Genomic DNA, 24933 nt, shown 5'->3' with positions numbered 1-24933 from the left:
AAGTGATGCTTTTTCAGGTATATCTTCCCAACGTTGTTGCTTCAGGTTTTCGTTCTTGTCGCCAACTCTGATAAGGTCAGATGCAACTTCATATTCTGTGTTACTGCGCGACAGAGATCGCGCTCCCTGGCAACATTGCATGATCTGTTTCGATAATGTCACGCCCGCTATTTTTAGCACGATACAAAGCAGCATCGGCTCGCTGCAGCAAATGATCAAAATCATCCTTGACATTACTATTACCAGCGATGCCAATACTGAGGGTGCAGAGCGGTAAATCTGTTTGCGCATTCTTCAGCGTTGCCTGAATCCGGGCCGCGACCACTCGCGCTTCCGCCACTGTTGTTCCCGGCAACAGCACAACAAACTCTTCACCACCGAAACGCGCGATCTGATCGCACTCACGCAGCAACTGGCAGATTTTTCCTGCGACGAACACAAGCACCTGATCCCCGACGGCATGACCATGCTGATCATTGACGCATTTAAAGTGATCCAGATCTATCGCTAGCAACGCCAGCGGAAAATCAGCCTGGCGGGCATGCAATTGCAGTCGTTCATAGTAAGCACCACAACCGCGGCGATTGAGCACGCCAGTCAGCGGATCTTTGACCGCCCGCTGCTCAAGTACGGCCTTTAAACGACGCGATGCCATGACCAGAAAAACGACGCTTAACAGCTGCACCAGTATTGTCGAGGTTGCCAGGTAGGTCGTGGCCAGATTGCTGGTCTTCAGCAAGTTCACACTTGCGCCATCGTATGCCAGAGCGAAACCACCGCGTATTAATGTCAGAGCAGCATGTAGCAGCAACAGCGCCACAAAAAAATAACTGCTGAATTGCTTTTCGCCATGAAGCCAGACCAGCCGGACCAGAGCGCAGTACATCCCAAAAGAGGTCAGTGAATAAATCGCCACGCGTATGCTGAAATTGGGTGTCACCGCCAGCCACCACATCAAAGCAGCGATGGTGAGCCCCCAGATAAAAAGAAACAAACGCCAGGTCGGCTTCTGCCCGTAAAACAACTGGGTACCGATCAGAGTCATTCCCTGCCCCCACAACATCGCACCATTAAATCCGGGAATTGCAATGTATTCACTCAGTACTGCTTGGGTCGCAAGTATCGGCAGCGCCAGCAATGTCATTAACTGCGCCCATGCCCAATGCCCCACACCCTGCACTTCTGATTTAAATGTGCGATGTACTGAAAACATGATGACGCTCATGCCTATACAAATAAATGCATTCATGAAGACTAAGGTGTAGATATCAAGTGGCTTCATCGTGCTTTTAAGTGTCAACAGGCTCTGGTTTTCGTGCGTGCAATTATAGTGGATTACACTCTGAAATTTCCTCAATGCAATTTCCCAGATAATGAAAAATGGCGTTCTTACACACGGATGGCATTAATTTGGAGGCAAGCGCATCGGACTGATAATTTCTCTGTGGTCCTGACATAAGCTGCAGATTGAAATACTGCTTGATTTACTGATCCATCAGCATTTTTGCACCGCCGTCCATGACGATTTACACTACGTTCTGCCGCTTCCAAGACGTACGACGCTAGGTCAAAACCGCACATAAAAACTCACGATAGAGGAAATCCATGCAAGACTGGTCTGTTTTAAAAACACTGTGGCAGCGTCATTGCGATCCGGTTTATCAAACCAGCGCGCGCGCATCAACAGAATGGGAACAACAGATACAAGCCTTGTATGCCAATCAGATTGCGCACCCGGCTGCACTCAGATTTCTGCTGCAAAAACGCCCGACTCTGGAAGAATTTTACGAATGGGTCGCGCATACCAGCGCGCGGTACCAGGTAGCAGAAGACGCATCGGATAATGATGACAACAGCTATCGCCTTTCAGCTGAAGAAGTCGCTTTCTGGCAAGAAAACGGCTATCTTGTTTTGCATAATGTTATTGATGCCGCCGCATGCGCTGCCAGTTGCGACGCCATCTGGCAACATACAGGCGCAACACTGCAAGAGCCGTCAAGCTGGTATCAGCCAGAATGCTTACAGCACGGCCTGATGCTGCCCTTGTACAATCATCCGCAATTAAACAGCAACCGTGCATCAAAGCGTATTCGCGCAGCCTATGCGCAGCTCTATGGTAGTGAGGCAATATACAAGACGATCGATCACGTCAGTTTCAATCCACCGGAAACGGCGCATTTTTCTTTTCGCGGCAGTGCCCTGCACTGGGACGTCAGCATCGCACAACCGATACCAGAACGCTACCAGGGCTTATTGTATTTAACCGACTGCACCGAAAGCGACGGTGCCTTTCATTGTGTGCCCGGTTTCCATCGCCAGATCGCCGATTGGATCAAGCAATTCAAGCCCGAAGACAACATCCGGCAAATTGCAACCGCAACCCTGAAGCCGCGCGCGGTACCCGGCAAAGCCGGCGACTTCATCATCTGGCATCAGGCCCTGCCTCACTGCGCAACGCCGAATCACGGTCTTACCCCGCGCATGGTGCAGTATCTGACGTATATTCCAACGAATCATGTGGAACACAGCGTGTGGATGTGAGCTTGGGCGATTTTTCATTTTGTTCGCCCTCCAGTCGTTCTAAGTACCCATTACAGCATGCGCTCAGGCTACAACGTCAACAGCCCTCATTGAAACCCTCGGGTGCAATTATTTTGAGGCTTCATCTATTTGGAGTGCTATGGAGCCCGAATTAGCTGACAGTCGAAAATATTTACATTTAAGCCAACTTTTTCGCTAATATGATTGTTTTCCGCATAGCCTTTCCACTACGCGAGGTCGATCATGAGTGCAGCAGCGCCATTGCAACAAGCGACAGCCAATTCACACGCCGAAACAAGAACCAACCCTCGCCAACTCAGGCAGAACGCTGCGGTGGCTGGACGTGAAAAGCAAAGTAACTTTGTTGACTCACGACCACAAACGGCTATCCAACGTCGCCTGCGAGAAACAGCTGCCGATAGTCCGCAAGCTGCTCAATTACAAGCCTTGCAGCGCATAGCCGCAGCAAGCGAACGCGCGGTGCAGCTCAAAAGAATGAGTGCAGCAGCGAGCACCGCTGCGTTGCAAAGAGTCGAAGATGAAGAACTATTGCAAGGGAAGTTCGCCACCATACAACGGGTAGAGGAAGAAGAACCTCTGCAAGGCAAGTTCAAGACAGCACAACGGGTGGAAGAAGATGAACCCCTGCAAAACAAGCTGATAACCGCTCAAAGAGTCGAAGATGAAGAACCGTTGCAGGGGAAATTCGTACCTGTGCAACGCGTTGAAGAAGACGAACTACTCCAAGGGAAATTCGATACTGTACAAAGGCAAGAGCAAGCCACCGCCAAGCCCAATAATACCGGTCTGCCGAATCAACTCAAATCCGGTATCGAATCTCTTTCCGGCATGAGCATGGATCATGTAAAGGTACGTTACAACTCATCCCAACCGGCGCAACTCAATGCACTCGCGTACGCACAAGGCAGCGATATTCACGTCGCGCCGGGGCAGGAACAACACTTGCCACATGAAGCCTGGCATGTCGTACAGCAAGCGCAGGGGCGTGTGAAGCCGACGATGCAGATGAAAGATGGTGTAGCGGTCAATGATGATGCGGGGCTGGAGACGGAAGCGGACGTGATGGGGGCGAAGGCTTTGAAGTTGTTACAAACAAAGGCGCAACTCAAAGACACATCGCCGTCGACATCGATACGAAAATCAGATGTGGCCGTACAAAGAGTCTGGAAGAGAGGTAGTGAAATAATCAACTCCAAAACAGTCGATGGCAATCCCATATCGTATTTAGAACTCATCCTAGGCAACGATAATCCATTTAATCATTATGTCAATGCGTACAAAACGAATGAGGATAGTGATTTTTCTGAGTTATATGACCGTCTGAGTAATACCCTAATCGAAGAAAGACAGTACGAACTCGATACGATCATTAATAACGCAACGGAATGGATTAAGAGCAAATTTCCTCAGGACAATAACGACGAAATAGTAGATGACAACGATCATCCAGAGGGGTCTGGAGAAATGGAAAGTCTCGAACCTGAGGACATAGATACTACATACTGGAAAAGTTCGGATGCTAAATGGTTAGCAAGTTTCTTTTGCGATCTGAACGTCGTTAAAGAACAGGTCAGTTTAGCTGAAAAGACTGGCTTTTCTGTAGCCCAGAATGTGTTCAACCAATGGACTAACTCAGGACCTCTGACCCGCAATCAGATCGCGTCGCTAATTGCACAGGAAAAAATACGGCAAAGTGGACAAATTTCGGACAAAGGCATCAAGCAATTTGCACGCGGCGCTGGTATTTCAGGTCCCAAAACTTATACAAGTAATACCGTCGGCCAATATAAAAATGTTGCCTACACTCGCGATGGGAATGGGTATTTTGATTTTACCAAGCCAACGCAAAAGACCCAATGGGCAACCCCGATTTCCGGGGGCATCATCGACATGGAGCTAGGTTGTAAAAAAACAGGGTATGGCTTAATGAAAGATAACAAAACCAAAGTCAAACTGCAAACTGCAACAAGAGCCCAACACTTTTCTATCGCTAATCGGATCGCGGGATATAGCGGCTCCGGTAGTCCAGATAACTATACATGGCACCATCTTAAGCAAAAATATAAGATGATTTTAGTAGATAGAAAAGTACATCAACAACACGGTCACAATGGCGGCATTTTTCTTTGGAAGTAAGCATGTCAAACGAAGTATTTGCTCATTCGAGCACTTCAGAGAAGTTCAACATTTGCAATTATTCTGACTAATAAAATATACGCAAAAAAAACAGTAATGAAATCGTGGCTCCCTGCACATTTCCACGCCAGCAGCCGCATTTTCATTAGGGGTTGCGGTGACATACTCACCTCAAAATGCATCACCTGAATGACATTACTTCGCAACGAAGCGCAGTGACCCGGCGTTACGGATGCGTTTGCCGCTGCGTTCGGCGGGCATGAATTCACATGATTTGGCGATGCGCAGGCTTTCCTGATCGAGTTGTGCATCGTCGCTGCCCCACTGCACTTTGGCATCCAGCACTTTTCCTGTTTCCGACGTATAAATACCGACGACGATGCCCGGATCTTTTTCTTTATGATCTCTGTCATCGGCGATGCGCAATTTGTCTGAGGATTTGCAAGTCTTCGCATCTAACACTGCCGGGCTGGTGTAGCCTTGATCAAACCTCCAGCGGTAAGCGGTGTATATTTCACTCGGCTCCCGCTGCCCCTCTGGCAATATCTGGCAACCGATAATTGCGTTCATCACGGTCAGATCAAGCATTTTCCAGCCGCTGCTGCGCACTAACTGAAACGCTTTGATTTTGCCGCTTTCATCAATCATCAGCTTCAGCATAGTGTCACCTTGCATACCATAGCGCAGAGCAGCTTCGGGATACGTGGGAATCGCGCACGCAGTGGCAATATCAATTTTCAGATGATTGATATTCGGCGTCACAGAATCTGCTTCGATACTGGTCGCAGACGCCGCGACTGGTGCGGACACCACGCCCGGCTTCACCGATTCTGCATCTCTGGCTATCGCGCCGGGCGACATCAAAGTTTGCAACAGCATCCACAACAAAACTGCCCCAGAAAATTGACGCATGCGATACCTTTTCAAAAGAAGTAGATGAGTGGCGCAACATCACTACAGCGTCGTCGCTGTCGCGGCGTGAACCAAATGGGCGGAATTAAAAACACAAATCATGTCGCAAGATTGTAATTAGACCAATATCTTTCAATCAAGCAATTTAAATAAATATTGAATACAATCGTAGCGCCTGATGCGCATCACAACCAAGGCGGCAGGTATTTACTCCATCCACTTTTCTGACAGGTCTGTACTGATATGAAAAAAATCGCGCTGCTTTTTAGTTTGCTGCTGACATTCTCAAACCTGTCTTTCGCTACGCCACCTGCGCAGGAAAACCCGATCAGTGCTTCGCAGACGGACAGCGCCCCAGACAACCAGTCTTACCCGCTGCTGTTTCTTCGTTGCGGCCCCATCAACTACCCCAAATATGCACTGCGCTACGAGTTGCAGGGCAACACCACAATTTCCGCTATTGCCGATGCCGATGGCAAGGTCATGTCAGCCGAAGTCACCAACAGCAGTGGCTGGCGCATACTGGATGAAGCCGTGCTGCAAGCCGTACAGAACTGTAAGGTATTGGATCAGCCTGACATGGAAAAAACGCCTCTGAAAGGCACATTCCGATGGAACATCAGTGGTATTGATTACCAGCAGCCGCAATTGATCGCCGCCAGTTGCGCAAGCTCAGATGCGGTGCATATTGCCTCTGACGAAGAAAAAGAACGCGGCATTGTGATTGGTGTTTATCTGGATAAGAAAGGAATGGTCAAAAAAATGACACTGGAATGGAGCAGCGGTACCGCTTCGGATATGGAAGCAATCCGTCTGCTCAAGAGCTGTCAGTTCTTACCTGCGCAGGATGGAAAAAAGACGCTGGAATCCGCGATTTCTATACGCCTGATCGCTGATGTTAAATCGAAAATACACCGCGACTATTCGCAATTCTGAGACCGATTAAGAACACCACCACAGGACGTGCAGAAGTATGTCAAACGAAAACAGATCGCTACAAATGCTGCAGCGTCCCGGGCAAGCCGTCATCACCGCTCACACGATTGCCACTGCCGACGGGCTGCGTCATTACCTGATGGCGACTCCTGGTAAAAAAAATTCGAACTTGCGTCCGCTGGTGATTATTCTGCACGGTGCGGGGGCATCTGCAGCACAAGTAATGGGGCTCGCGTTTCCGGTATCCCCCTTATCCATCTGGCTAGAAATTGCTGAGCGCGAACAATTGTTGGTTGTTGCACCGGATGGCAGCAAAAAAGGCTGGAATGACAGCTTTGCCCATGTCAGAAATAAACCAGTGACCGATGATACGGGCATGATTCGTGGGCTTATAGAGCACATGATACAAGCGCATGAGGCGGATCCGCAGCGCGTTTATGTGATGGGTGTATCCAAAGGCGGCATGATGGCCTACCGTTTGGCGACAGAACTGGGATCTATGCTCGCAGCGTTTGCCAGCGTCCTGGCTAATATGCCGCAGCAAAGCGTGTGTGCGGCTCCCGCGACACAGATATCCGCTCTGATCGTCGCCAGCACCCGCGATCCGCTGGTACCCTACGGTGGTGGTAAATATTTTTACACACCGCTGCTAAGCCCGATGAAAAGCATAGAAGAAACTGTCGATATCTGGCGTACGCTGGCGAACCTGCCCACAACCGGAAAGAGCATTGATATTCCGAAATCTGCGGCAAGCAATCCGACCTCATGCACACGTGTCACCTGGGGTGATAATCCGGAGCAACTTCAAGTCGTTTTACTCAGAATCAATGGCGGTGGTCATTCAGAACCCAGCCGGGGTCAGTTTTACCCGTGGTTTCTGACCAGACTGGTCGGCGCACAAAATACAGATATCGAAATTGCTGAGGAAGCATGGGCGTTTTTCAAAGATAAACGATGTAAAGATGCCGGCGGCAACAGCCGCCCTGAAACAGCATCCGGTAAAAAAGAATGAGTTTATTTCGCAAAGCTAACTCTGCCATCTGCTACACAATAAAACTCCTGCCAACAGATGTACTCACGGATGAAAGATCGTATGAATAAACATCGCCACACCACACCGTGCTTGCTGTTACTTGCATCTGTGCTGTCGCTCAGCGCCTGCACGACGGTCAATTACACTGCACAGCAATTCGTTCCAAGAGATCCGGGGAAAATCAGTTTATTAACCAGTGTTGCGCCTGCGTATCAGGTTGAGAATATCGAATACAAGCAAGTCGATAGCGCCATCAGTCGTGGCGTTTACATCCGCAAACCCGGTGCCGATTTTACGGTGCTGTATTTCATGGGCAGTGGCGTCCGCGTCGATGCCGACGGCACCAGTTTTGCAAAAGCATTTACCGAGCTGAACGCCAATGTCATCAGCTTTGATTATCGTGGTTTCGGACGTAGCGATTCAAACGGCAAACCGCATAGCTTGCTCGAATTAGAAAACGATACGCTTGCGTTGTATGACTATGCCTGCAAAATGGCACCTGGAAAACTAGTTGTACACGGTCATTCTTTTGGCAGTTTTGTAGCAGCAAGACTGGCGAGTAAGCGTGCTGTCGACGCATTGGTACTGGAAGGCACAGGAACCACCGCTCTCGCCTATTCCGACAATATGGTGCCGTGGTTTGCAAAACCTTTCGTCAAAATCAATCTTGATGCGGAGTTGAGCGCTGTCGATAATCGCGCTGCCTTGCGTAACTATGCTGGCCCGGTATTGATCATTAATGGTGCGAATGATGTACAGACCCCGGCTGCAACTGCGCGCGAATTATTTGTCAGTATTCAGCGCAGCAATAAACGTTACGAAGAAATTGCGAATGCAGGCCACATGAATGCACTCAGTAAGCCGGAAGCATTGAAAGCGTATCGTGACTTTTTAAACGGCCAGTTCTGATTTGGTCAACGATTGCCGCCGTCAAGCTTAAACACAGCATGCGGCGGCAATCAATTCGGACTGTCATCAGCAAAACATCCTCGTCACATCAGCAATTGAAGCGCTAATGTCCACATCATCACAGCGATGACAATATCGAGAATACGCCATGCCAGAGGACGGGCAAACAAGGGGGTGAGTAATCTGGCGCCGTAACCGAGTAAGCCATACCACAGCGCGGCATTACATAAAGCGCCGAGCCCGAACCAGAATTTTCCGTCCCCGGGTTGTTGCGCACCGACAGCCCCCAGCAACACCAATAAATCCAGATAGACATGAGGGTTGAGCAGCGTGACCGCTAACACTGCCGCCAGTGCAGGTCGCCAGTTCATGGCTTGTTCGCCGCCGCTCACCCGCAGGCTGTGCGACTGCATCGCCGAGCTCATAGCACGCAAACCATACCAGAACAGAAACGCGGCACCGCCCCAACTGGCGATACGTATCCATAGCGGATGAGTGCTGAGCAAAGTTCCCATCCCCAGAATACCGATGGCGATCAGCACCGCTTCGCAGATCACACATGCAAAAACCGTCAACGCGACATGTTCGCGTCGTAATCCCATACGCAACACATGCGCATTTTGCGAGCCAATGGCCATAATCAGACTGGCACTGAGCCCCATGCCTTTCAAGAAAAACGTCAACATCTTAAGTGCTCCGGCGGCAATGAATATGCTTGCATGATGCAGCGCTTCACGGCTAAGCTGAAGTAAATTTAATTTATTTACGATGACATTAAAATTTCTTAACAATGAAATTCGATACCCGACAATGTGCAGCACTGATGAGCGTGATCGATAACGGTAGTTTTGAAGCCGCAGCACAACAGCTGAATCTGACCGCATCGGCGCTGTCGCAAAGAATCCGTGCGCTCGAAACACAACTGGGAACCACGCTGATTATTCGCAGCCGTCCTTGCCGCGCCACGCCCGCCGGTCAGCGATTCTTGCAGCACTTGCGGCGCGTCGCGGAAATGGAGCAGGATTTAGCCGATACGTTTTCCGATCAGCCGCATGCCCCTGTCAGCATTGCGCTGGCCGTCAACGCAGACAGTCTGGACAGTTGGGTTTTGCCTGCGCTGGCGGATTTTCTGATCAAAGAAAACATACTGCTGGATCTGTGTATTGATGATCAGGAGCACACCCACACTTTGCTGGAAAGCGGCATGGTGCTTGGTTGTATATCGGCACAGCAAGCAGCGATGCGGGGTTGTGAGGCCGAAGTATTAGGAAACATGCGTTACCAGGCGGTTGCCAGCAAAGCTTTTTGTACGCGTTGGTTTCCAAAGGGAATGCAGCGTGACAGCGCCCGCTTGGCGCCGGTGCTGACATTTAATCGTAAAGATCAATTGCAATCGCAATTTTTGCTTGAGCATTTCGGTTTATCTGACAACGCGTTTCCTCGTCACTACATTCCTGCCACCTCGCCGTATAACCATGCCATCGCACTGGGACTGGGCTGGGGCATGATTCCCGAGTTAATGCTGAAACAAATGCCGCGCGGATCCGGGCTTGTCAGACTGGCACCAGCGCACCCGGTGGATGTCAGCTTGTACTGGCATCGCTGGAAAGTGCAATCGCCACGTCTGGCACGTTTGTCTGCAAAACTGGTCGAAACAGCGCGACGTGCCTTGCTCTGAAGAATAACGCCAGTATCGGATCAGCGGGATGCCTATGTTAAACTTTTGCCCTCAGCCGCGCGTACCAGCACACATGGCTTCACAGGACAATCATGACTACCGCAATTCACCAACTTTTCCCTCAGCCTTTATGGCAATGGTTTGAACAAATCTGTGCGATCCCGCACCCCTCCAAACACGAAGCAGCACTCAGCGAATTTATCCAGCAATGGGCTCAACAACGTGGTCTGCCAGTGGTCGTGGATCATGTCGGCAATCTCATCATACGCAAGCCAGCGACCGCTGGTATGGAAGACCGTAAAACAGTCGTGATACAGGCGCATCTGGATATGGTGCCGCAGAAGAACGCCGATAAAGAGCATGACTTTACGACCGACCCTATACAGCCATGGATCGATGGCGAATGGGTCAAAGCAACTGGCACAACTTTGGGTGCCGACAACGGTATCGGTATGTCATCTGCGTTAGCGATTCTGGGTTCGGACGATATACGCCACGGCCCGCTGGAAGTGCTGCTGACCATCGATGAAGAAGCCGGCATGACCGGTGCGTTCGGCTTACAGGCGGGCATGTTGGATGCAGAGATCCTGATCAATACCGATTCGGAACAGGAAGGCGAAATCTACATGGGTTGCGCCGGTGGTGTGGATGCAGAAATCAGCCTTGCTATGCAATGGCAGCCAGCGCCAGCAGATCAGCAGGCATTCACGCTCAGCATTGCAGGTCTGAAAGGCGGCCACTCCGGTGTGAATATTCATCTGGGACGCGGCAATGCCAATAAACTGATCGCCCGCTTCCTTGCCGGACATGCAAAGGAACTCGGCTTATCTTTATCTGACATCAAAGGCGGCTCGTTGCGTAATGCGATTCCACGCGAAGCACAATGCAGCTTTACAATCGCCCCGGCGCACATTGCCTTATTAGAACAACGCGTCGCTCAGTATCAGGCGATCTTGCAAGCCGAGCTGGCCGTAGTGGAACCCGCATTAACACTGAGCCTGCAAAGTACAGCAGCGCCTGCGCAAGTGTTGCAAACAGCGACGCAGACCAAACTGATCAATCTGATCAATAGCTGCCCGAACGGCGTGATCCGTATGAGCGATGAAATCACCGGCGTCACCGAAAGTTCGCTGAATGTCGGCGTCATCAGCACCTCACAAGACAAAGTGACTATCCTGTGTCTGATTCGTTCGCTGATCGATAGCGGTCGTGAAAATATCGAAAGCACACTGCAATCGCTAAGCGATCTGGCGGGTGCACAGATCGCGTTTTCCGGTTGCTACCCGGGATGGAAGCCTGATACCAGCTCAGCGGTGATGGCGATTGTCAAAGACACCTACCAAAGCATTTATCACAAAGAACCGGTGATCATGGTGATTCATGCCGGACTGGAATGCGGTCTGTTTAAAAAACATTATCCTGAACTGGATATGGTTTCCATCGGCCCGACCATCCGTTATCCACACGGCCCCGACGAAATGGTGAATATCGAGACCGTCGGTCAATACTGGACGCTGTTGCTGGCCGTGCTGGAACGCATCCCGGCAAAATAATCTGCCGCAGTCAGGCGCATGCGATCGAAACGGCATGCGTCTGCATTAACTTCATCACTTTGTTTTCTCATCTCCTTATTGATTGTGGCTTACAGCCGGTTTTCAGGCCAGAAGCCGCATCCAATATAGAAGACGGATGAAATGTCCTGTCGATATTCCACATCTATCCCGCAAGTCCACCAAGCTGCTCGCTGGTGCTGTTGTTTTTTTGATTATTTTGATCATTCCCCTGAGGTTGACGCTTTTTGTGCCGTTAACGTCAACAAGCAGACAGTCGATGGTGTGTGAACCGACTCTGCAATGAACCAGCAAAGTCTGCTGATCGAAATACAGTTCAATCTCGCCGGAGGGATATATGCCCGTCTATCCAGTCGATGCCGCCACCGCCGTCGGCAGCACCTCAGCCATCAGCGCAGCCAGTCATGCGCAAATCGCCGCACTGCAAAGACAACTTGCCACATTACAAAAAGAGTTGACTGATGCAGAAAAAACAGCAACGACCGAAGTGTCGCAACGACAAATGTTGCAACTCAGGCTGCAAATTGCTGAAGTAGAGCAAAAAATTGCCCGTCTGAAATTGGAACAGTCCCAAGCCGTCAATGAGGCAGCAAGCAACAATGCCACCACCAGTATCCAGGATACCCAGAATGCGGCACCAGCCGTACATCCGACGGAAACGCTGGGCAACCGTATCGATCAGTACATTTAATCTATCCACAGTCGATGAAAACGATGTGCTCAGAGGTCACAGCCGAAACCGGCGGTGTTACACCTCAGTTGTCTGCGCCGGACATTTGATGACCTTAAATTTGTTGCATTGAATTTATTACCTTGAGTTTGTTGCCCCGACCGCATTTCGCTCTGCCATCCCCGCAAAAGTCCGCATCCGACGCACTCTGCCAGCCAGTACGCATCAGCAGGTATCTGCCGTTCTGACTTACAATGACGCTCCTCTTGCTGCAAGCCAGCAAACCGTTTAAGAAAGAACCAATGAAGCTTTTTTTCAGATTATTGCGGGCCATACTCGGCCCTTTCATGCTGCTCAAAGAACGCCTGAGTGCACCGCAAGGCATCGTTCGCGCGCCTGCGGAACAGGCAAAAGTCGATGCCGCCTGTCAAAAACTGGCCTTGTATCAATTCACGACCTGCCCATTCTGCATCAAGGTTCGTCAGGAAATGCGCCGACTGTCGCTCTCTATCGAATTACGCGATGCGCAAAAATCGGCGGAACATCGCCAGACTCTGTTGACACAGGGTGGCAGCCCGAAAGTCCCCTGTCTGCAGATCACCGATGACAAAGGCAAGGTGCGTTGGCTGTATGAATCAGGCGATATCATCCGCTATCTGCAACAGCAATTTGCCTGATTTTCCTTATGTGGCGAGCGACAGGTTGTGAAGTCTCAATAAAGATAAGGCTTTCCAGCGATTTTGCTACCAGCAAGCCCATAAATAAAGGGACTCCGTTTAAACCTCAGATATGGAAAGAATAGTGATGCAGATTGCGTGGAATGAATTTACGCCGACGACCTCATTCGCAGGCGGCGTCCTGATCGGTCTGACAGCAGTCATGCTGATGGCTAGTCTGGGGCGGATTGCTGGTATTACCGGCATCGTTGCAGGGCTGTTTCGTCCGGTGCGTGGAGACTGGGCGTGGCGCGCCATGTTCACACTAGGCATGATCGCCGCACCGCTGATCTATCGCCAGTTTTCCGCATTGCCTGAAATCACGCTGGATACGGACTGGATCCCATTGCTGATCGCCGGTCTTTTGGTTGGCATCGGAACCCGCCTCGGCTCGGGTTGCACCAGCGGCCACGGTGTCTGCGGTCTGGCGCGCATGTCTCCGCGTTCCGTCGTAGCGACACTCGCATTTATGACCAGCGGTTTTCTGACCGTGTATGTCGTACGCCACCTGTTCTGAGAAAGATAAGAACATGAAAAAACTGATCACCGCGGCATTCTGCGGCCTGATATTTGGACTGGGTCTGATCGTTGCAGGAATGGCGAATCCGGCCAAGGTACTCGCATTCCTTGATCTGGCGGGCGTCTGGAATCCTTCGCTGGCCTTCGTTATGGGAGGCGCCATCGCCGTCGCGATCGTTCCGTTCACACTGTTACGCCGGCGCTCGCTTTCATTGCTCGGAGAACCTATGCAATTCCCGACGATCTCGGTGATTGATCTGCGCCTCGTTGGCGGCAGCCTGCTGTTTGGCATAGGCTGGGGCATGGCAGGTATTTGTCCGGGTCCTGCAATCGTATTACTAGGCGCAGGCATTGCCAAAGGCGCTGGATTTTTACTGGCGATGATCACTGGTATGTTATTGGTTGACCGTTTCGATCAGCATAGAAAAACGGTCTGACAGCAATGCTGCCCGCAGCATCCGCTATACGCCCGTATGACGCCCGTATGACGCACATTCAGGAAACATGCGCCTTTGCAAAGTCTTTTGCCTCAGTATCCACATCAAACCTGCCACGGTGCCGCGATGCGTGTAGGATGTCGCCTGTATTTGCTTTCACAGAGAATTTCTTTTGCAACACACTCATCCAAACACCGGCGATCACTTCGATAACCTTGAAGAGACTATGCCAGAACAAGACCAAGCGATTTTTGAAGCTCGCCTGTGGCGCGACAAAGGCTGGACAGCCAAAGTTATCAAAAACGATGACGATGAAGGCTGGGCAGTGGCAATGCTGAAAGATGGCGAGCCGGAACCGGCGCTGGTTGGTCCATGGACCATGGGACGCGATAAAAAAAATCCTAAACCCTTGGATGCCAACGCGTTCGGTACGCTAGTCAAAACTGCGTCAGAAGTGATCCGCCGTCATGAACAACAATTGCACGCACTGCTGCACAAAAGTCTGCAGCTCAGCACGGATGAGGCAGACTATAAAATCATGCTGGATATAGTGCCGGATGAAGATGATCCGTATGCGTATCTGAGTGCCCTCGATGCTGACGGCGCAGAACTGGCGAAAGTAAAAGTTGCGGCGAACTATAAGCTGGACAGAAAAAACGCCTTGCGGTGGATAGAGAACGAGTTTCGTCGGCCAGATTAAGCGGAACCAAAGATGAGCAATAAGCTGGTGCTGCATTTTTTTGACACACTACATGATGAATCTGTGCTGCAAATGTGTCGGGAATTTGGGCGGAGAACTATATAGTCAGATTCTCATTCAATCCCTCATATCTGATGCGCCTGCCAGAGCATTTCTGTGCTGGCAAGCGCATGTATATTGAGAGATAAAAACTGAATTCAACTGATCGATGGTCTTATGCCGACTGCAAATTACCATTAACGATTCTGACGCGATCACCCGACTGCCATCCCGGCTGAGTCGAAGGGTGGAAAGTACGCACATGGCCATTTTCCATTTTCACACGCACTTCATAAACGGTCGTGGTACGGGTACGTTTCTCGATAGCGTTACCGGCAAAACCACCACCGACAGCACCTGCCACGGTTGCCAGTTTGCGACCATCGCCACCGCCAACCTGATTACCCAATACACCACCAAGTAAAGCCCCGGCAACAGCGCCAACACCGCTGCCTTGGGATGCCTGCTGCTCAATCACGCGCACAGATTCTACGACACCGCAATTATCGCAAACATCCTGCTTACGTTCCGCAATCCTTACATTGCCGGAATTATCGTAGCCAGCAGAACGGGAACCCTGCTTCGCAGTGTTTTGCACTGGCTCATTTGATGGTGAGAATGAAGTCTGATTATTGCCGCCGGCATCTTTCATCGCCACGGCATTGGCATTGGCGTTGTCCGGCACAGTCTTGCTGTTAGAGTTAGGCAAGACTCCGGTCATCGCTGCAACACCGATCAGGCTGACCAGCATTACCGATACCGCAGCACCTGCAACAAGTGGATGAATACGTTTATTTGTTTGATTATCTGACATAGCCCGGCTCCATTAAAAAATTAAAACAGAAGTATGGATATCTCAACGAAACATGTGTTCATCAAGTTGACCCGACTGCCGTATTAATCGTAAGTACATGTAACAACAGCGGGCAGTCACGTCAAAATAAAGATCAGGATAAGTTCAGTTTTCCTGCCAACGGGCGACAACATCGCAAAGAATGTATGCCACCGTTTTCCAGACAACAGTGCATCAGGGCACCGTTGTCTGGTTCAATGATTAAAACGAATATTGCAAACCTACAGAGATGTTATTAACAGCCTCTTTGTCGCCGCTGAATTTGATTTTTCGGGTTTCAAATTCGCCACGTAAGGCAAGCTCTTTGGTCAGTTTGTAGCTTGCACCAAAACCAAATACTGGCTGTGTTGATGTGGTGCTGTCGTTGTAGGCGCCGACGCCTGCAACTGCGCCGCTGCCTTCAGCCTTGATACTCGCCAGACCCAATTTAGCAAACCCGCTCAGTTCAGGGGTGAATTCATATTTATACAAACCGGAAACCTCAAAACCCTTGCCCTTCATATCGGCAGACACATTCGTACCGCCAACATTGCCAGTTGCAGAAATGGTTCCCAGAGAAAAGTAACTCGCTTCAACTGCAAAGTTTTTGTCGATGTTATAACCGCCTAATAACTTGTAAGTGTTTGAACTGGTACTGCATGAAACGACATTTTTGCAATCGTCATTCCAATGTGCTTTACCGACTGTCGCACCAACATACACTTGCGCAGATGCGGCTGCACTCAGCATAAAACCAGCAGTAGCAATCATTCCAACAACCAATTTTTTATTCAACATCATGTGACTCCTCAGGTTATCCAACGTCTTACAATTCATTGCTACACAATGACTATGTAGCTCAGCCTCAGCACGACAAGTTGTGCTTAAAGTGTGGAAATAGTCTGGCAGCGAGGAATTTTTTTTGAAATAAAAATCCTGATAGTCTCCCGTGATGAAACAGCAAGTACCGGAATCTGCGACCTTTCAATTCGTTACAAAAGGCCGGGGGAGCGACATCATCACGACGACTTCTGGCAATGAAATCCCACATATTCAGAGCGGTGGCAGCGTACAATAACGGCTCTGGTTCGTATCAAAATAACCGATGCCACGCGGCCCCCACTTCTGCAGATATCTCTGCCTCAACCCGGTAAAAAGCCATTCATCAAAGCTACGCCTTTTAGTATGCACAACAAGAAATTTAACTCGCTCGCGAATTCATATTTGATCTACATCGGTGTGGCCATTGCTTCCGGCGGCGTCGCTTTGTATACGCCGCTGATCGTCTCAGAAACAGGAAAGAACTTTTCCGGCTTCTGGGCGGCCTCCATCCTTTTCGGCTTGAATCTGGGTCGCGTCATTGGTTCATTTGCCGGTAGCCGGTTTTCGCGTGCAGTCAATCACCCGCTGATGGTTTGCGGGAATATTTTTCTCGAAGGAATTGCGCTGTATTGCATGGCATTTCTGCAGCAGGCGTGGGCACTCGCGTTGTTTGCTGTTCTCGCTGGCTTCGGCAGCGGATTGTCATTTCCAGGCTTGAAAAATTATCTGCTGAAACTCCGTGATCTGGATCAGTCGTCTTTATTCAGTCGCCTCGCGTTCGCAATACGGATGGGCTTGGTCAGCGGTTATCTGATGGCAAGTTGGGTGCCGCATGAAAGCTTACGCCTGGTATTTCTGATCGTCCTGATCACCTTCATTGCTTATGGTATTTTTATGCTGATCGCAATGCGGGCAATCTCTGAACATGAAAAACAATATCTGGCTTTACATACCGCATTGGCACAGCAGGAAAAGCACGCATCAACACTACAGACAAATTCAGCCAGCGCAGGAGCCTCGACGACAGGACAGCGCGCAGCCGAATTACCCATTCTTTTCTATCTCTCCAACGCGATGTTCTGGTGTTTTGCCATACAGCCGATGATAGGATTCAGTCTGCACATTCCTAAATTCACACCGGATATTCCGGTATCCACACCATTCTGGATATCAGCACTGGTGATCATCTTTTTTCAGATTCCGATTTCTAAACGTGCGATCAGAATCAGAGATCATTTCCGCTTCCTGCAAATCGGCTATGGCTGTCTTTTCCTGAGTTTTTTGCTCATGCTTGTATTTACGCACTCTGCCGCTGCCGTTATCGTTTCAGCGGTATTGCTCTCGTTCGGACAAGTATTTTATGGCCCATCGTTAGACGTGCTGACGGCGCGTTTTGCGGATAAAACTCACGCCGATACAGGAAAACTGATGTCGAAACAAATGCTGTATCAAAGCATGGGAAATATGGTGGGCAGCCTTGCAGGCGGAATACTTTTCGATCTGTCACAGCATTTCGACAGCCCTCGCCTCAACTGGTTATTGCTGGCGCTTGCCAGTGTCGTTATGGTGATTCTGAGTAAAAATAAAATTCCTCAACTCTATCGGCAAGCCGGAAATATGCCATCAGCACATTGAAATTACCTTGAATGTGATTAGAACAAGGAAAACGCTGTTTTTTTCTTCACACTTACCTTACTTACTCACACTTACTTAACGATTGTTTTCACATAGTGCACTCAATTCAATATTAAAATTCCAGCTGGCTTTACAGGTGAAATAATGAAGATACACGGCGAGTGGGAAGTGAGTCGGGTGCGTAACGTGGTTGTACGCGCTTTTGCAGGCAATTTTAATGAACAGGGTGTCAGAGCCATGTTTGAAGACTATAAAGCAATCGCTCCGACGGGTGTAGCATGGGCAAGCCTGGCGCAAGGTGAATATTGGGAAATGGCTCCCACCGTCGCTTTAAAAGCTTATACGTCGATGCGTGACTGGGCCATTACGCATGGCTGTCAGTGCATCGCTTTCGTATGCCCAAGCCGGTTTCATCTGGATATCGTGCAACGTAACTCCGGCATTGTTCCTGGTGACGATTTTTATGTCTGCACGACCACGGAAGAAGCTTGTGCGTGGCTGACCGCCAAAGGTTTTCCATTTTCCATGCAAGATTTTCAGCACACGGTATTTTTAGAAAAAGCCAAAAGAACACTGGAAAATGACCCGCTGAGTAGTTTCTTCAGAGTTGCTTAAGCCCTATCTGACGACGCAATCGGATCACTCATATTCGTTGTACTTGCGAGCATCACCACGAACGATATCACTCGGATACTTCCGCGCATTCAACTGAATTTTTTCATTCGTCGCCGCAATGAGGTCAATATTTAACTGATCTGCCAGCATGATCAGGTATGCCATAACGTCGGCCATTTCATGCCGCACCGCCTGTAATTTTTCCGCGCCGAGTTCATCGGCCTTGCCATTGTTCAGCCACTGAAAAGGTTCCAGTAATTCAGCCGCTTCCACAATCAGGGCGCTCGCCAGATTTTTTGGGGTATGAAACTGTTCCCACTGGCGTTCCGCCGTAAATTGACGCAATTGCGCACGTAAATCATTCAGGCTGTCTGTCGTTGCGAATTCATTCGCCATGTCATTTTCCATCAAACGTAAAAGAGATATTTTATTGCACTGCAATATTTTTTAATGGCAGAGAGGCAGATCCAAGGTTAGAATGCGGATTGCGGCATTGCGCCATTTTTGAAGAGCTACCGGATCAAAGTGAATGCGCAAAGCGAAGAGGAATAGAAACGATTGTTCCTGCTGCGTTGTTAGCGGTCAGTTTTACCGATCATTTCAAGATTCATTTGTGCGATCACTTTACCAGGCGTTCCTGATCAAAATTAACGCTTGAAACGTCTTATCCACCTTTAAGGAGAGATTCATGCCTTTGATTCAAACACAAATTTCCGTCGTTGCGCAAGAGCAGCTGAGCAAACAGCTGGAACTTTTGCAATCATTCTCAAACACCGCCTTTCAAGGCCTTGAAAAAATGATTGCGCTCAACTTCGCAACAATCAAAGACACAGTGGAAAAAGTAAGCGCGAGTTCTCGCCAGGTATTATCAAGCAGCGGACCTCAAGAATTATTAGCATTGGCACAAACGCAGCGACAACCTCAGATCGATAGTTTGCTCGCCTACGGCAAAGAACTGGCGACTATCTCCAGCGATACGCGCGAAGCATTTCTGCATCTTGCCAACGCAGGTAAAAATAATCTGATTTCGGTAAAAATCACCAATACCGAAGCGGTACCCGTCGTCGCGGAGAAATCACTGAACGCAAGCCCGGTCAGTACAAAAACGGTATCTCCAGTAAAAATCAAAAGCAGCACCAGCGCTAAGCAAATTTCACTTTTACCAGAACCGGATGTGAAAGCCAGTGCTAACAAAAAGACCGTCAGTCAGCCGCCAGCAGCAACAAAAAAAGCAGCGGTAACGACCAGCAAAACTAAAACGGTAGCAAAGGTGGTGGCAAAATCGGTCGCTCCTGCGACACCGGCAAAAGCCGCTGTTCCGACAACAAAAGCGACGGCTCCCAAAACGACCAAAAAAGCAGTAGCGACAAAAGCGATTCCGGCTCAGACTGAAGCAAAATCAGCCATAGCAGAAGTACAGAAAACATCCCCTGCTGCACCTACTACATCAGTACAAATAAAAGAAGTGGTAGCTCCGGTAAATACGGCAAATACAGCTGCAGAGGCATCCTCAAAGGCTGCAGTTCTGGAAAAAAAATCGGCCGTGAAATTTCCGTTCCCGCCAACTAAAAATCTGCAAGGCGATAAACCTGCCTTTCCACAAGCAGGCGGCAGACCAGCCTATAAAGGTAAAGCCAGCCCTGCAACCGGTGCGAAAAAACGCGTTCGCCAATAACAACAAGCTGCAACGCCTCTGAAATAAAAAATCCCGATACACTTCTGTCGGGATTTTTTTTATTTCATTCATTCCACCCTTGTCAGGCGTAAGAGCGCATTGTGATTCTTCGCGATCAGACTGCGCACCTGTTTTTACATCTCAGCGAGGCGCCTTAATCTTTCCTGCTCTTCCAGAATAGCCGACTCAATTTCACGCATCACTTCGCCCACATTCACCGGACGGGTATCGGCGGCGACATGTCCAGTTAACGGCGTTTCAGGTGTGAGCTGACCTGCAACATACAACTTCCAGATTTCTTTGCCATATTGAGTGTCATTCAACTGCGGTGCAAACTGCCCGAAATACGATGCCAGATTCGCCACGTCGCGCTCCAGCATCACTGCCGCTTCGGTATTGCTGGCAGCGTCAATCGCCTGCGGCAAATCGATGATGACAGGGCCGTCGCCATCAACCAGAATATTGAACTCGGATAAATCGCCATGAATAACACCTGCGCACAACATCAGCACTACCTGATGCAATAATTGTGCGTGATATTGCAATGCCAGCTCTGCCGACAAGGCAATATCATTCAGCCTTGGCGCCGCATTGCCGTCAGCGTCGGTCACCAGTTCCATCAATAACACGCCTTCAAAACAAATATAAGGCGTCGGTACTTTCACACCGGCTGCAGCTAACTTATAAAGGGCATCGACTTCGGCGTTTTGCCAGACTTCTTCCTGCATCTTACGGCCATAACGCGTGCCTTTTTCCATCGCCCTGGCCTGGCGACTGTTTTTTACCTTACGCCCTTCCTGATAAGAAGCCGCTTGTTTAAAACTACGCTGGCTCGCCTCTTTGTAGACTTTTGCACAGCGAATATCTTCGCCGCTACGAACAACATAGACAGTGGCTTCCTTGCCGCTCATTAGCTGCCGCAGCACTTCATCGATCAAGCCCTCTTCAACCAGCGGCTGTAGTCTTTTTGGTGTTTTCATGCCATCGCAGTCATATTCACTTACGCGGCTTGCTGGTACGTTGTGGCGGTGTATGCGGACGTGATTTATTGCGCTGATCGTAAATGGTCTGGGCATCCTGCTCTGCGCGTTCCTGCGTCCGCATTTCAGGATGATCGTCGTGCAACGTAAAGAAATCATTCGCCTGTGCGCGCATCACGTGCTTAATCGCAGCGTCATCAGTGAGATCAAATTTTTCTGTCATCAGCGTGGTGACTTCATCCAGATATTCTTCATAGGTCATCATAAGGGGATCCTTGGGAAAAGCGCTTGTCGCGCGATGTATATTATTTACATTGATTGCATGCCATCCGGCGCGTGATGAATAGCGCCAGACATCTCCGGCAGCGGTAAGTCAGCACACGATCAGGATCACCGCAGCATTGACGCATCTGCCCGGATGCGAAGCCACATCTGAGTGGCAACTGTTTCAGATCGCATTGTACACGTGAGGCCGCACAAACATTCGCCATAACTCGCGATCGACAAGCGGAAATCCATGCTTTTTCTCGGCTACAATGCGACCTTCCCCGAAACACTGCAAGGCTGGTTTTATGAGCATCATTATTCACGAAGGGCTACGCGCCTATATTGACCCTCTGACTGAACACGAATATGCAGCGCTGGAACGCAGCATACTCACCGAAGGCTGCCGTGATGCACTGGTACTCTGGGGTGAGGTTCTGATTGACGGGCACAATCGTTATGCGATCTGCCAGCGCCACAACATTCCTTTCAAGACGATACAAAACGATCATTTTAATGATCTCGAAGATGTGCAGTTATGGATGATCGATAATCATCTGGCACGCCGCAGCGTTTCCGATTTTCAGCGCGGCATGTTAGCGCTGCGAAAAAAAGAAATTATTTCTATGCGCATCAAAGCGCAAGATGAAAATGGCACATCAGGGAATGAAGAAACAGACATCGCTGTTCCCGTAGTGAAACCTACGCAAAGTCGTCAGGACATTGCCCGGGTCGCCGGTATCAGCAGCAACGCTGTTTTACAGATCGAAAAAATTCAGCGTGCAGCAGCGCCGGAACTGGTTCAGGCGGTACGCGATGGCACAATTTCCATCAGCGCTGCGGCTGCCGTTGCGACACTGCCAAGCAATGAACAAGCAGCCGCAGTCGCCGGGGGACGTAAAGAATTACAACAAGCAGCCAAACAGGTCCGCGAAAAAATACGCGAGCAAAAAGCGCCCGCAAAAACGAGCAAGCTTCCTGATTCTCAAGACGCAGAAAATCCGTCTGATACCAATAACGGAGCGATGGATCAGGTCAGCGAATCTGTCATTCTTCAGCAACGGATTAAAGCACTCGAGGCCGAAAACGCGGCGCTCATAGAAAAGATCACACAGTTGAATGCCGCCTTGTCAGCAGCAACAGCAACGAACTAATGCAGAGAGTGTCAGGATAGTCATGTCGAAGCCACGTCAGAGCTTGTCCCGCCTTTTTCTGAACCAGCTGCCAGCAGAAGAAGTGATTCATCGCAAGCATTTACAAGCACTTTCAGATCAGCATCGCGGTAAGCCGTTTTTTCTTGATGATGATGGTCTGCGCATGATGTATCTGACACCGGCGTGTATGCAAAGCGCGATGAAGCTGGATGAACCGCAACGCTTACTCTGTGCGTATTCCCGAATCATGATGGGATTTCTGTTGTTCAATCCGGCGCCGAAACATATTATTCTGATCGGTCTTGGTGGTGGCTCGCTGGTCAAATACTGCTACCGCCATCTGCCGGATTGCCGCATCACGGCAATTGAAATCAACGCCGATGTGATCGCAATGCGGGAACAATTTTTTGTACCACCCGATGATGAGCGGCTGACGGTGATTCATGCGGATGCAGCTGAATGGTTACCGCGCCAAACCGAACAGGCCGATGTGATTTTTCTGGATGCCTACGACACTGAAGGGCTGGTACCCGCATTGAATAACGCTGCATTTTACGCACACTGTTACCGGAATTTACATGCGCGCGGTATACTGATTGCCAATGTATGGGGAAAGCCGAGCACACTATCGCCAATGCTGGAGATGCTGTACACCCAGTTTTCCCATCAGTTACGCTGGCTGAAATCCTACGACAGCTACAACCTGATTGTATTCGCCAGCAAACAACAGACTGGGCAGGATCAACTGATCGCCAGCGCCGAAAAACTAAACGGGGTGCATGAAAGTCTGGGGCTGACAAAGATTCCCCTTCACTGGCACCAGATAACGCCATCAGCGACAAACAGTGAAGACGTTATCGACGCCATCAAACAAAGCCTGCGCGGGATACTGGTCACCGATCCGAATGTGCCGCAAAGCTATGCAGAATGGAAATTATCTGTGCAGGCGTGACGGCATGCACATGTCGTTTGCGCCTTCGATCTAGACAGAGATATAACTTCTGCGATACATCATAGGTTGCTGCTTTTTTATTCTGTGCAGATTGTAAAAACAGGGGATTTCTGGCAAGCTTTGAATATCACTTCTGAGAAGAACAAGTACAGAACATCGGTTCAGGGAGAGTTGCCATGTATGATGAAAATGATTTTTTCGCGATTTCCAAATTTCTGAAATTAGGAATTAAAATCACCTTCACTAATCCCATGGGGCAAAACCCGTCCTTTGTGACCAGTTTTCCGACACCAAAAGGCGCCAAAGTCTCACTCAATGAAAGAAGCCTGTACGATGTCGAGCGCAAACTACGGGCATTGCTGGGGGATGACTCTCCGGTAAAAACCAAGGTTGCGCCCTTCGCTTACTTAGGAACCAATTTTCGCGGCTTAATGTACTGCACCCGGGGATCGAACGAATACGTTGTCGAGGAAACCCACAATATATTCGGCACAGCCTCCCGACGCGTCGTCAGAAAAGCCGACGACTTCAACCAACTGCTCAGTTAAGTCTCCACACTTTTCTGCCCTCCGCTCCTTCAGGCTTGCTACGCCCTCTCTTTCTGACGCGGCTCAGCAAATAGTAACCGGCAACGCAATTACTCTGATATTGCTCGAGGTACCTGTAATAGTTACAGTGCTCTCCCGTATCCGCCTGCTTTTAGTAAAAAAATCCGAAAATCGTCATTCACCGACAAAGCAGCGCTATTCACCGATAAATATGCGACAAGCATCGTGATACGGTTTATCTTTATTCTGTCTACAGAATTATTGATCAAGGAGTTGAGATGAGCCGAGAACATGAAGAACCTCAAACGCGACACAGAAAAAACTTTTTGCTTGGTACCGTACTGGTCACGATAGGCGTTCTGTTTCTTGCAGAAAAAATGCGTGTTTCTGATCTGGCTGATTATTGGTACATCATGCCAGCGCTGATGGGATGTTTTGGTCTGATTGAAATGCTTAGCTCACGCCAGCCCCAGAATATTGCGAATGGTTGTTGCACCGTTATTCTGGCTTTCTGGGTATACGCATCTGTAGAAAATCTGTGGGGCTGGACATTCGCCACTAGCTGGCCAGTTGTTTTGATTGCCGTTGGCATCAAAAGTATCGTTGCTGGTCTGCTTTCAACACGTCAGTAATTTTAT

General features: G+C 49.6%; 27 protein-coding genes. 19 read left to right on the top strand and 8 right to left on the bottom strand.

Features of this window, described 5'->3' with window-relative positions:
* Positions 1-100: 100 nt before the first annotated feature.
* On the bottom strand, positions 101-1282 hold the full coding sequence (locus KDM87_RS12070) for a GGDEF domain-containing protein (RefSeq protein WP_212679331.1): 1182 nt from the start codon (positions 1280-1282) through the stop codon (positions 101-103).
* Between the two features lie 323 nt (positions 1283-1605).
* On the opposite strand from KDM87_RS12070, the gene KDM87_RS12065 reads away from it, so the two are divergent.
* Both KDM87_RS12065 and KDM87_RS12060 read left to right on the top strand, forming a co-directional pair.
* Positions 1606-2541 carry a phytanoyl-CoA dioxygenase family protein gene (locus tag KDM87_RS12065; protein WP_212679330.1) on the top strand — a complete coding sequence of 312 codons (936 nt, stop codon included), beginning with the start codon at positions 1606-1608 and terminating at the stop codon, positions 2539-2541.
* A gap of 243 nt (positions 2542-2784) precedes the next feature.
* On the top strand, positions 2785-4698 hold the full coding sequence (locus tag KDM87_RS12060) for an HNH endonuclease (protein ID WP_212679329.1): 1914 nt from the start codon (positions 2785-2787) through the stop codon (positions 4696-4698).
* Positions 4699-4893: 195 nt separating this feature from the next.
* On the opposite strand, the gene KDM87_RS12055 is transcribed toward KDM87_RS12060, so the two are convergent.
* The gene (locus tag KDM87_RS12055; protein ID WP_212679328.1) at positions 4894-5610 is read right to left on the bottom strand and encodes a TonB family protein; all 717 of its coding nucleotides are present in this window, start codon (positions 5608-5610) and stop codon (positions 4894-4896) included.
* A gap of 243 nt (positions 5611-5853) precedes the next feature.
* On the opposite strand from KDM87_RS12055, the gene KDM87_RS12050 reads away from it, so the two are divergent.
* From KDM87_RS12050 to KDM87_RS12040, 3 genes are all read left to right on the top strand, one after another.
* On the top strand, positions 5854-6546 hold the full coding sequence (locus tag KDM87_RS12050; RefSeq protein WP_212679327.1) for an energy transducer TonB: 693 nt from the start codon (positions 5854-5856) through the stop codon (positions 6544-6546).
* Between the two features lie 37 nt (positions 6547-6583).
* Entirely contained in the window at positions 6584-7558 is a 975-nt protein-coding gene (locus KDM87_RS12045; RefSeq protein WP_212679326.1) for a CE1 family esterase, read from the top strand.
* An 81-nt stretch (positions 7559-7639) separates the two neighbouring features.
* Entirely contained in the window at positions 7640-8488 is an 849-nt protein-coding gene (locus KDM87_RS12040; protein WP_212679325.1) for an alpha/beta fold hydrolase, read from the top strand.
* 83 nt (positions 8489-8571) lie between these two features.
* Here the strand turns inward: KDM87_RS12040 and KDM87_RS12035 are convergent, their stop codons facing one another.
* The gene (locus KDM87_RS12035; protein ID WP_230407748.1) at positions 8572-9174 is read right to left on the bottom strand and encodes a LysE/ArgO family amino acid transporter; all 603 of its coding nucleotides are present in this window, start codon (positions 9172-9174) and stop codon (positions 8572-8574) included.
* A 104-nt stretch (positions 9175-9278) separates the two neighbouring features.
* Here KDM87_RS12035 and argP point away from each other — a divergent pair, with 104 nt between their 5' ends.
* From argP to KDM87_RS12000, 7 genes are all read left to right on the top strand, one after another.
* Complete coding sequence (gene argP, locus KDM87_RS12030) at positions 9279-10166, top strand: HTH-type transcriptional regulator ArgP (RefSeq protein WP_212679324.1); 888 nt, start codon at positions 9279-9281, stop codon at positions 10164-10166.
* Between the two features lie 92 nt (positions 10167-10258).
* A complete protein-coding gene (locus tag KDM87_RS12025; protein WP_212679323.1) occupies positions 10259-11719 on the top strand; it encodes an aminoacyl-histidine dipeptidase in 1461 nt (486 codons plus the stop codon).
* A 355-nt stretch (positions 11720-12074) separates the two neighbouring features.
* Complete coding sequence (locus tag KDM87_RS12020) at positions 12075-12428, top strand: FlxA-like family protein (RefSeq protein ID WP_212679322.1); 354 nt, start codon at positions 12075-12077, stop codon at positions 12426-12428.
* A gap of 233 nt (positions 12429-12661) precedes the next feature.
* Positions 12662-13084 (top strand): glutathione S-transferase N-terminal domain-containing protein, encoded by a 423-nt coding sequence (locus KDM87_RS12015; protein ID WP_230407746.1) that lies wholly within the window; start codon positions 12662-12664, stop codon positions 13082-13084.
* Positions 13085-13211: 127 nt separating this feature from the next.
* Complete coding sequence (locus KDM87_RS12010; protein WP_212679540.1) at positions 13212-13640, top strand: YeeE/YedE family protein; 429 nt, start codon at positions 13212-13214, stop codon at positions 13638-13640.
* 13 nt (positions 13641-13653) lie between these two features.
* Positions 13654-14079 (top strand): DUF6691 family protein, encoded by a 426-nt coding sequence (locus KDM87_RS12005; RefSeq protein ID WP_212679321.1) that lies wholly within the window; start codon positions 13654-13656, stop codon positions 14077-14079.
* Between the two features lie 226 nt (positions 14080-14305).
* Positions 14306-14779, top strand: a complete 474-nt coding sequence (locus KDM87_RS12000; RefSeq protein WP_212679320.1) for a hypothetical protein — start codon at positions 14306-14308, stop codon at positions 14777-14779.
* Positions 14780-14993: 214 nt separating this feature from the next.
* On the opposite strand, the gene KDM87_RS11995 is transcribed toward KDM87_RS12000, so the two are convergent.
* Both KDM87_RS11995 and KDM87_RS11990 read right to left on the bottom strand, forming a co-directional pair.
* Positions 14994-15632, bottom strand: coding sequence for an outer membrane lipoprotein (locus KDM87_RS11995; protein ID WP_212679319.1), 639 nt, complete (start codon positions 15630-15632; stop codon positions 14994-14996).
* Positions 15633-15872: 240 nt separating this feature from the next.
* A complete protein-coding gene (locus KDM87_RS11990; protein WP_212679318.1) occupies positions 15873-16451 on the bottom strand; it encodes an outer membrane beta-barrel protein in 579 nt (192 codons plus the stop codon).
* Positions 16452-16835: 384 nt separating this feature from the next.
* Here KDM87_RS11990 and KDM87_RS11985 point away from each other — a divergent pair, with 384 nt between their 5' ends.
* Together KDM87_RS11985 and KDM87_RS11980 are read left to right on the top strand one after the other, a co-directional pair.
* On the top strand, positions 16836-18107 hold the full coding sequence (locus KDM87_RS11985) for an MFS transporter (RefSeq protein ID WP_212679317.1): 1272 nt from the start codon (positions 16836-16838) through the stop codon (positions 18105-18107).
* A 144-nt stretch (positions 18108-18251) separates the two neighbouring features.
* Complete coding sequence (locus KDM87_RS11980) at positions 18252-18722, top strand: hypothetical protein (RefSeq protein WP_212679316.1); 471 nt, start codon at positions 18252-18254, stop codon at positions 18720-18722.
* Between the two features lie 24 nt (positions 18723-18746).
* On the opposite strand, the gene KDM87_RS11975 is transcribed toward KDM87_RS11980, so the two are convergent.
* The gene (locus KDM87_RS11975) at positions 18747-19118 is read right to left on the bottom strand and encodes a nucleotide pyrophosphohydrolase (protein ID WP_186885031.1); all 372 of its coding nucleotides are present in this window, start codon (positions 19116-19118) and stop codon (positions 18747-18749) included.
* Between the two features lie 292 nt (positions 19119-19410).
* Between KDM87_RS11975 and KDM87_RS11970 the strand changes: the two genes are divergently transcribed.
* The gene (locus tag KDM87_RS11970; RefSeq protein WP_212679315.1) at positions 19411-20397 is read left to right on the top strand and encodes a phasin family protein; all 987 of its coding nucleotides are present in this window, start codon (positions 19411-19413) and stop codon (positions 20395-20397) included.
* Positions 20398-20531: 134 nt separating this feature from the next.
* On the opposite strand, the gene KDM87_RS11965 is transcribed toward KDM87_RS11970, so the two are convergent.
* Together KDM87_RS11965 and KDM87_RS11960 are read right to left on the bottom strand one after the other, a co-directional pair.
* A complete protein-coding gene (locus KDM87_RS11965) occupies positions 20532-21377 on the bottom strand; it encodes a PA4780 family RIO1-like protein kinase (RefSeq protein WP_212679314.1) in 846 nt (281 codons plus the stop codon).
* A gap of 16 nt (positions 21378-21393) precedes the next feature.
* Positions 21394-21639, bottom strand: a complete 246-nt coding sequence (locus KDM87_RS11960; RefSeq protein WP_212679539.1) for a hypothetical protein — start codon at positions 21637-21639, stop codon at positions 21394-21396.
* 310 nt (positions 21640-21949) lie between these two features.
* Between KDM87_RS11960 and KDM87_RS11955 the strand changes: the two genes are divergently transcribed.
* The 4 genes from KDM87_RS11955 to KDM87_RS11940 all read left to right on the top strand — a co-directional run bounded on the left by KDM87_RS11955 (position 21950) and on the right by KDM87_RS11940 (position 24927).
* Complete coding sequence (locus KDM87_RS11955) at positions 21950-22795, top strand: ParB N-terminal domain-containing protein (protein ID WP_212679313.1); 846 nt, start codon at positions 21950-21952, stop codon at positions 22793-22795.
* A 22-nt stretch (positions 22796-22817) separates the two neighbouring features.
* The gene (locus KDM87_RS11950) at positions 22818-23747 is read left to right on the top strand and encodes a spermine/spermidine synthase domain-containing protein (RefSeq protein WP_212679312.1); all 930 of its coding nucleotides are present in this window, start codon (positions 22818-22820) and stop codon (positions 23745-23747) included.
* 176 nt (positions 23748-23923) lie between these two features.
* Positions 23924-24295, top strand: a complete 372-nt coding sequence (locus tag KDM87_RS11945; protein ID WP_212679311.1) for a hypothetical protein — start codon at positions 23924-23926, stop codon at positions 24293-24295.
* 278 nt (positions 24296-24573) lie between these two features.
* A complete protein-coding gene (locus KDM87_RS11940; protein WP_212679310.1) occupies positions 24574-24927 on the top strand; it encodes a LiaF transmembrane domain-containing protein in 354 nt (117 codons plus the stop codon).
* The last annotated feature ends 6 nt before the right edge of the window (positions 24928-24933 follow it).

The organism is Cognatundibacterium rivi (assembly GCF_018139565.1).
In the GTDB taxonomy this organism is placed as follows: Bacteria; Pseudomonadota; Gammaproteobacteria; order Burkholderiales; family Burkholderiaceae_D; genus Undibacterium; species Undibacterium rivi.
The sequence above is the reverse complement of the archived record's forward strand: the minus strand, read 5'-3'. Positions and strand labels throughout refer to the sequence as shown.

What these genes read in the sequence shown, in the direction of transcription:
- KDM87_RS11945 (WP_212679311.1), top strand. Translation starts at nt 23,924, where the DNA reads ATGTATGATGAAAATGATTTTTTCGCGATTTCCAAATTTCTGAAATTA.
- KDM87_RS12010 (WP_212679540.1), top strand. Translation starts at nt 13,212, where the DNA reads ATGCAGATTGCGTGGAATGAATTTACGCCGACGACCTCATTCGCAGGC.
- KDM87_RS11940 (WP_212679310.1), top strand. Translation starts at nt 24,574, where the DNA reads ATGAGCCGAGAACATGAAGAACCTCAAACGCGACACAGAAAAAACTTT.
- KDM87_RS11970 (WP_212679315.1), top strand. Translation starts at nt 19,411, where the DNA reads ATGCCTTTGATTCAAACACAAATTTCCGTCGTTGCGCAAGAGCAGCTG.
- KDM87_RS11960 (WP_212679539.1), bottom strand. Translation starts at nt 21,639, where the DNA reads ATGACCTATGAAGAATATCTGGATGAAGTCACCACGCTGATGACAGAA.
- KDM87_RS12065 (WP_212679330.1), top strand. Translation starts at nt 1,606, where the DNA reads ATGCAAGACTGGTCTGTTTTAAAAACACTGTGGCAGCGTCATTGCGAT.
- KDM87_RS12025 (WP_212679323.1), top strand. Translation starts at nt 10,259, where the DNA reads ATGACTACCGCAATTCACCAACTTTTCCCTCAGCCTTTATGGCAATGG.
- KDM87_RS12055 (WP_212679328.1), bottom strand. Translation starts at nt 5,610, where the DNA reads ATGCGTCAATTTTCTGGGGCAGTTTTGTTGTGGATGCTGTTGCAAACT.
- KDM87_RS11950 (WP_212679312.1), top strand. Translation starts at nt 22,818, where the DNA reads ATGTCGAAGCCACGTCAGAGCTTGTCCCGCCTTTTTCTGAACCAGCTG.
- KDM87_RS12000 (WP_212679320.1), top strand. Translation starts at nt 14,306, where the DNA reads ATGCCAGAACAAGACCAAGCGATTTTTGAAGCTCGCCTGTGGCGCGAC.
- argP (WP_212679324.1), top strand. Translation starts at nt 9,279, where the DNA reads ATGAAATTCGATACCCGACAATGTGCAGCACTGATGAGCGTGATCGAT.
- KDM87_RS12040 (WP_212679325.1), top strand. Translation starts at nt 7,640, where the DNA reads ATGAATAAACATCGCCACACCACACCGTGCTTGCTGTTACTTGCATCT.
- KDM87_RS11985 (WP_212679317.1), top strand. Translation starts at nt 16,836, where the DNA reads ATGCACAACAAGAAATTTAACTCGCTCGCGAATTCATATTTGATCTAC.
- KDM87_RS11955 (WP_212679313.1), top strand. Translation starts at nt 21,950, where the DNA reads ATGAGCATCATTATTCACGAAGGGCTACGCGCCTATATTGACCCTCTG.
- KDM87_RS12020 (WP_212679322.1), top strand. Translation starts at nt 12,075, where the DNA reads ATGCCCGTCTATCCAGTCGATGCCGCCACCGCCGTCGGCAGCACCTCA.
- KDM87_RS11990 (WP_212679318.1), bottom strand. Translation starts at nt 16,451, where the DNA reads ATGATGTTGAATAAAAAATTGGTTGTTGGAATGATTGCTACTGCTGGT.
- KDM87_RS11980 (WP_212679316.1), top strand. Translation starts at nt 18,252, where the DNA reads ATGAAGATACACGGCGAGTGGGAAGTGAGTCGGGTGCGTAACGTGGTT.
- KDM87_RS12035 (WP_230407748.1), bottom strand. Translation starts at nt 9,174, where the DNA reads ATGTTGACGTTTTTCTTGAAAGGCATGGGGCTCAGTGCCAGTCTGATT.
- KDM87_RS12005 (WP_212679321.1), top strand. Translation starts at nt 13,654, where the DNA reads ATGAAAAAACTGATCACCGCGGCATTCTGCGGCCTGATATTTGGACTG.
- KDM87_RS12070 (WP_212679331.1), bottom strand. Translation starts at nt 1,282, where the DNA reads ATGAAGCCACTTGATATCTACACCTTAGTCTTCATGAATGCATTTATT.
- KDM87_RS12045 (WP_212679326.1), top strand. Translation starts at nt 6,584, where the DNA reads ATGTCAAACGAAAACAGATCGCTACAAATGCTGCAGCGTCCCGGGCAA.
- KDM87_RS12050 (WP_212679327.1), top strand. Translation starts at nt 5,854, where the DNA reads ATGAAAAAAATCGCGCTGCTTTTTAGTTTGCTGCTGACATTCTCAAAC.
- KDM87_RS12060 (WP_212679329.1), top strand. Translation starts at nt 2,785, where the DNA reads ATGAGTGCAGCAGCGCCATTGCAACAAGCGACAGCCAATTCACACGCC.
- KDM87_RS12015 (WP_230407746.1), top strand. Translation starts at nt 12,662, where the DNA reads ATGACGCTCCTCTTGCTGCAAGCCAGCAAACCGTTTAAGAAAGAACCA.
- KDM87_RS11995 (WP_212679319.1), bottom strand. Translation starts at nt 15,632, where the DNA reads ATGTCAGATAATCAAACAAATAAACGTATTCATCCACTTGTTGCAGGT.
- KDM87_RS11965 (WP_212679314.1), bottom strand. Translation starts at nt 21,377, where the DNA reads ATGAAAACACCAAAAAGACTACAGCCGCTGGTTGAAGAGGGCTTGATC.
- KDM87_RS11975 (WP_186885031.1), bottom strand. Translation starts at nt 19,118, where the DNA reads ATGGCGAATGAATTCGCAACGACAGACAGCCTGAATGATTTACGTGCG.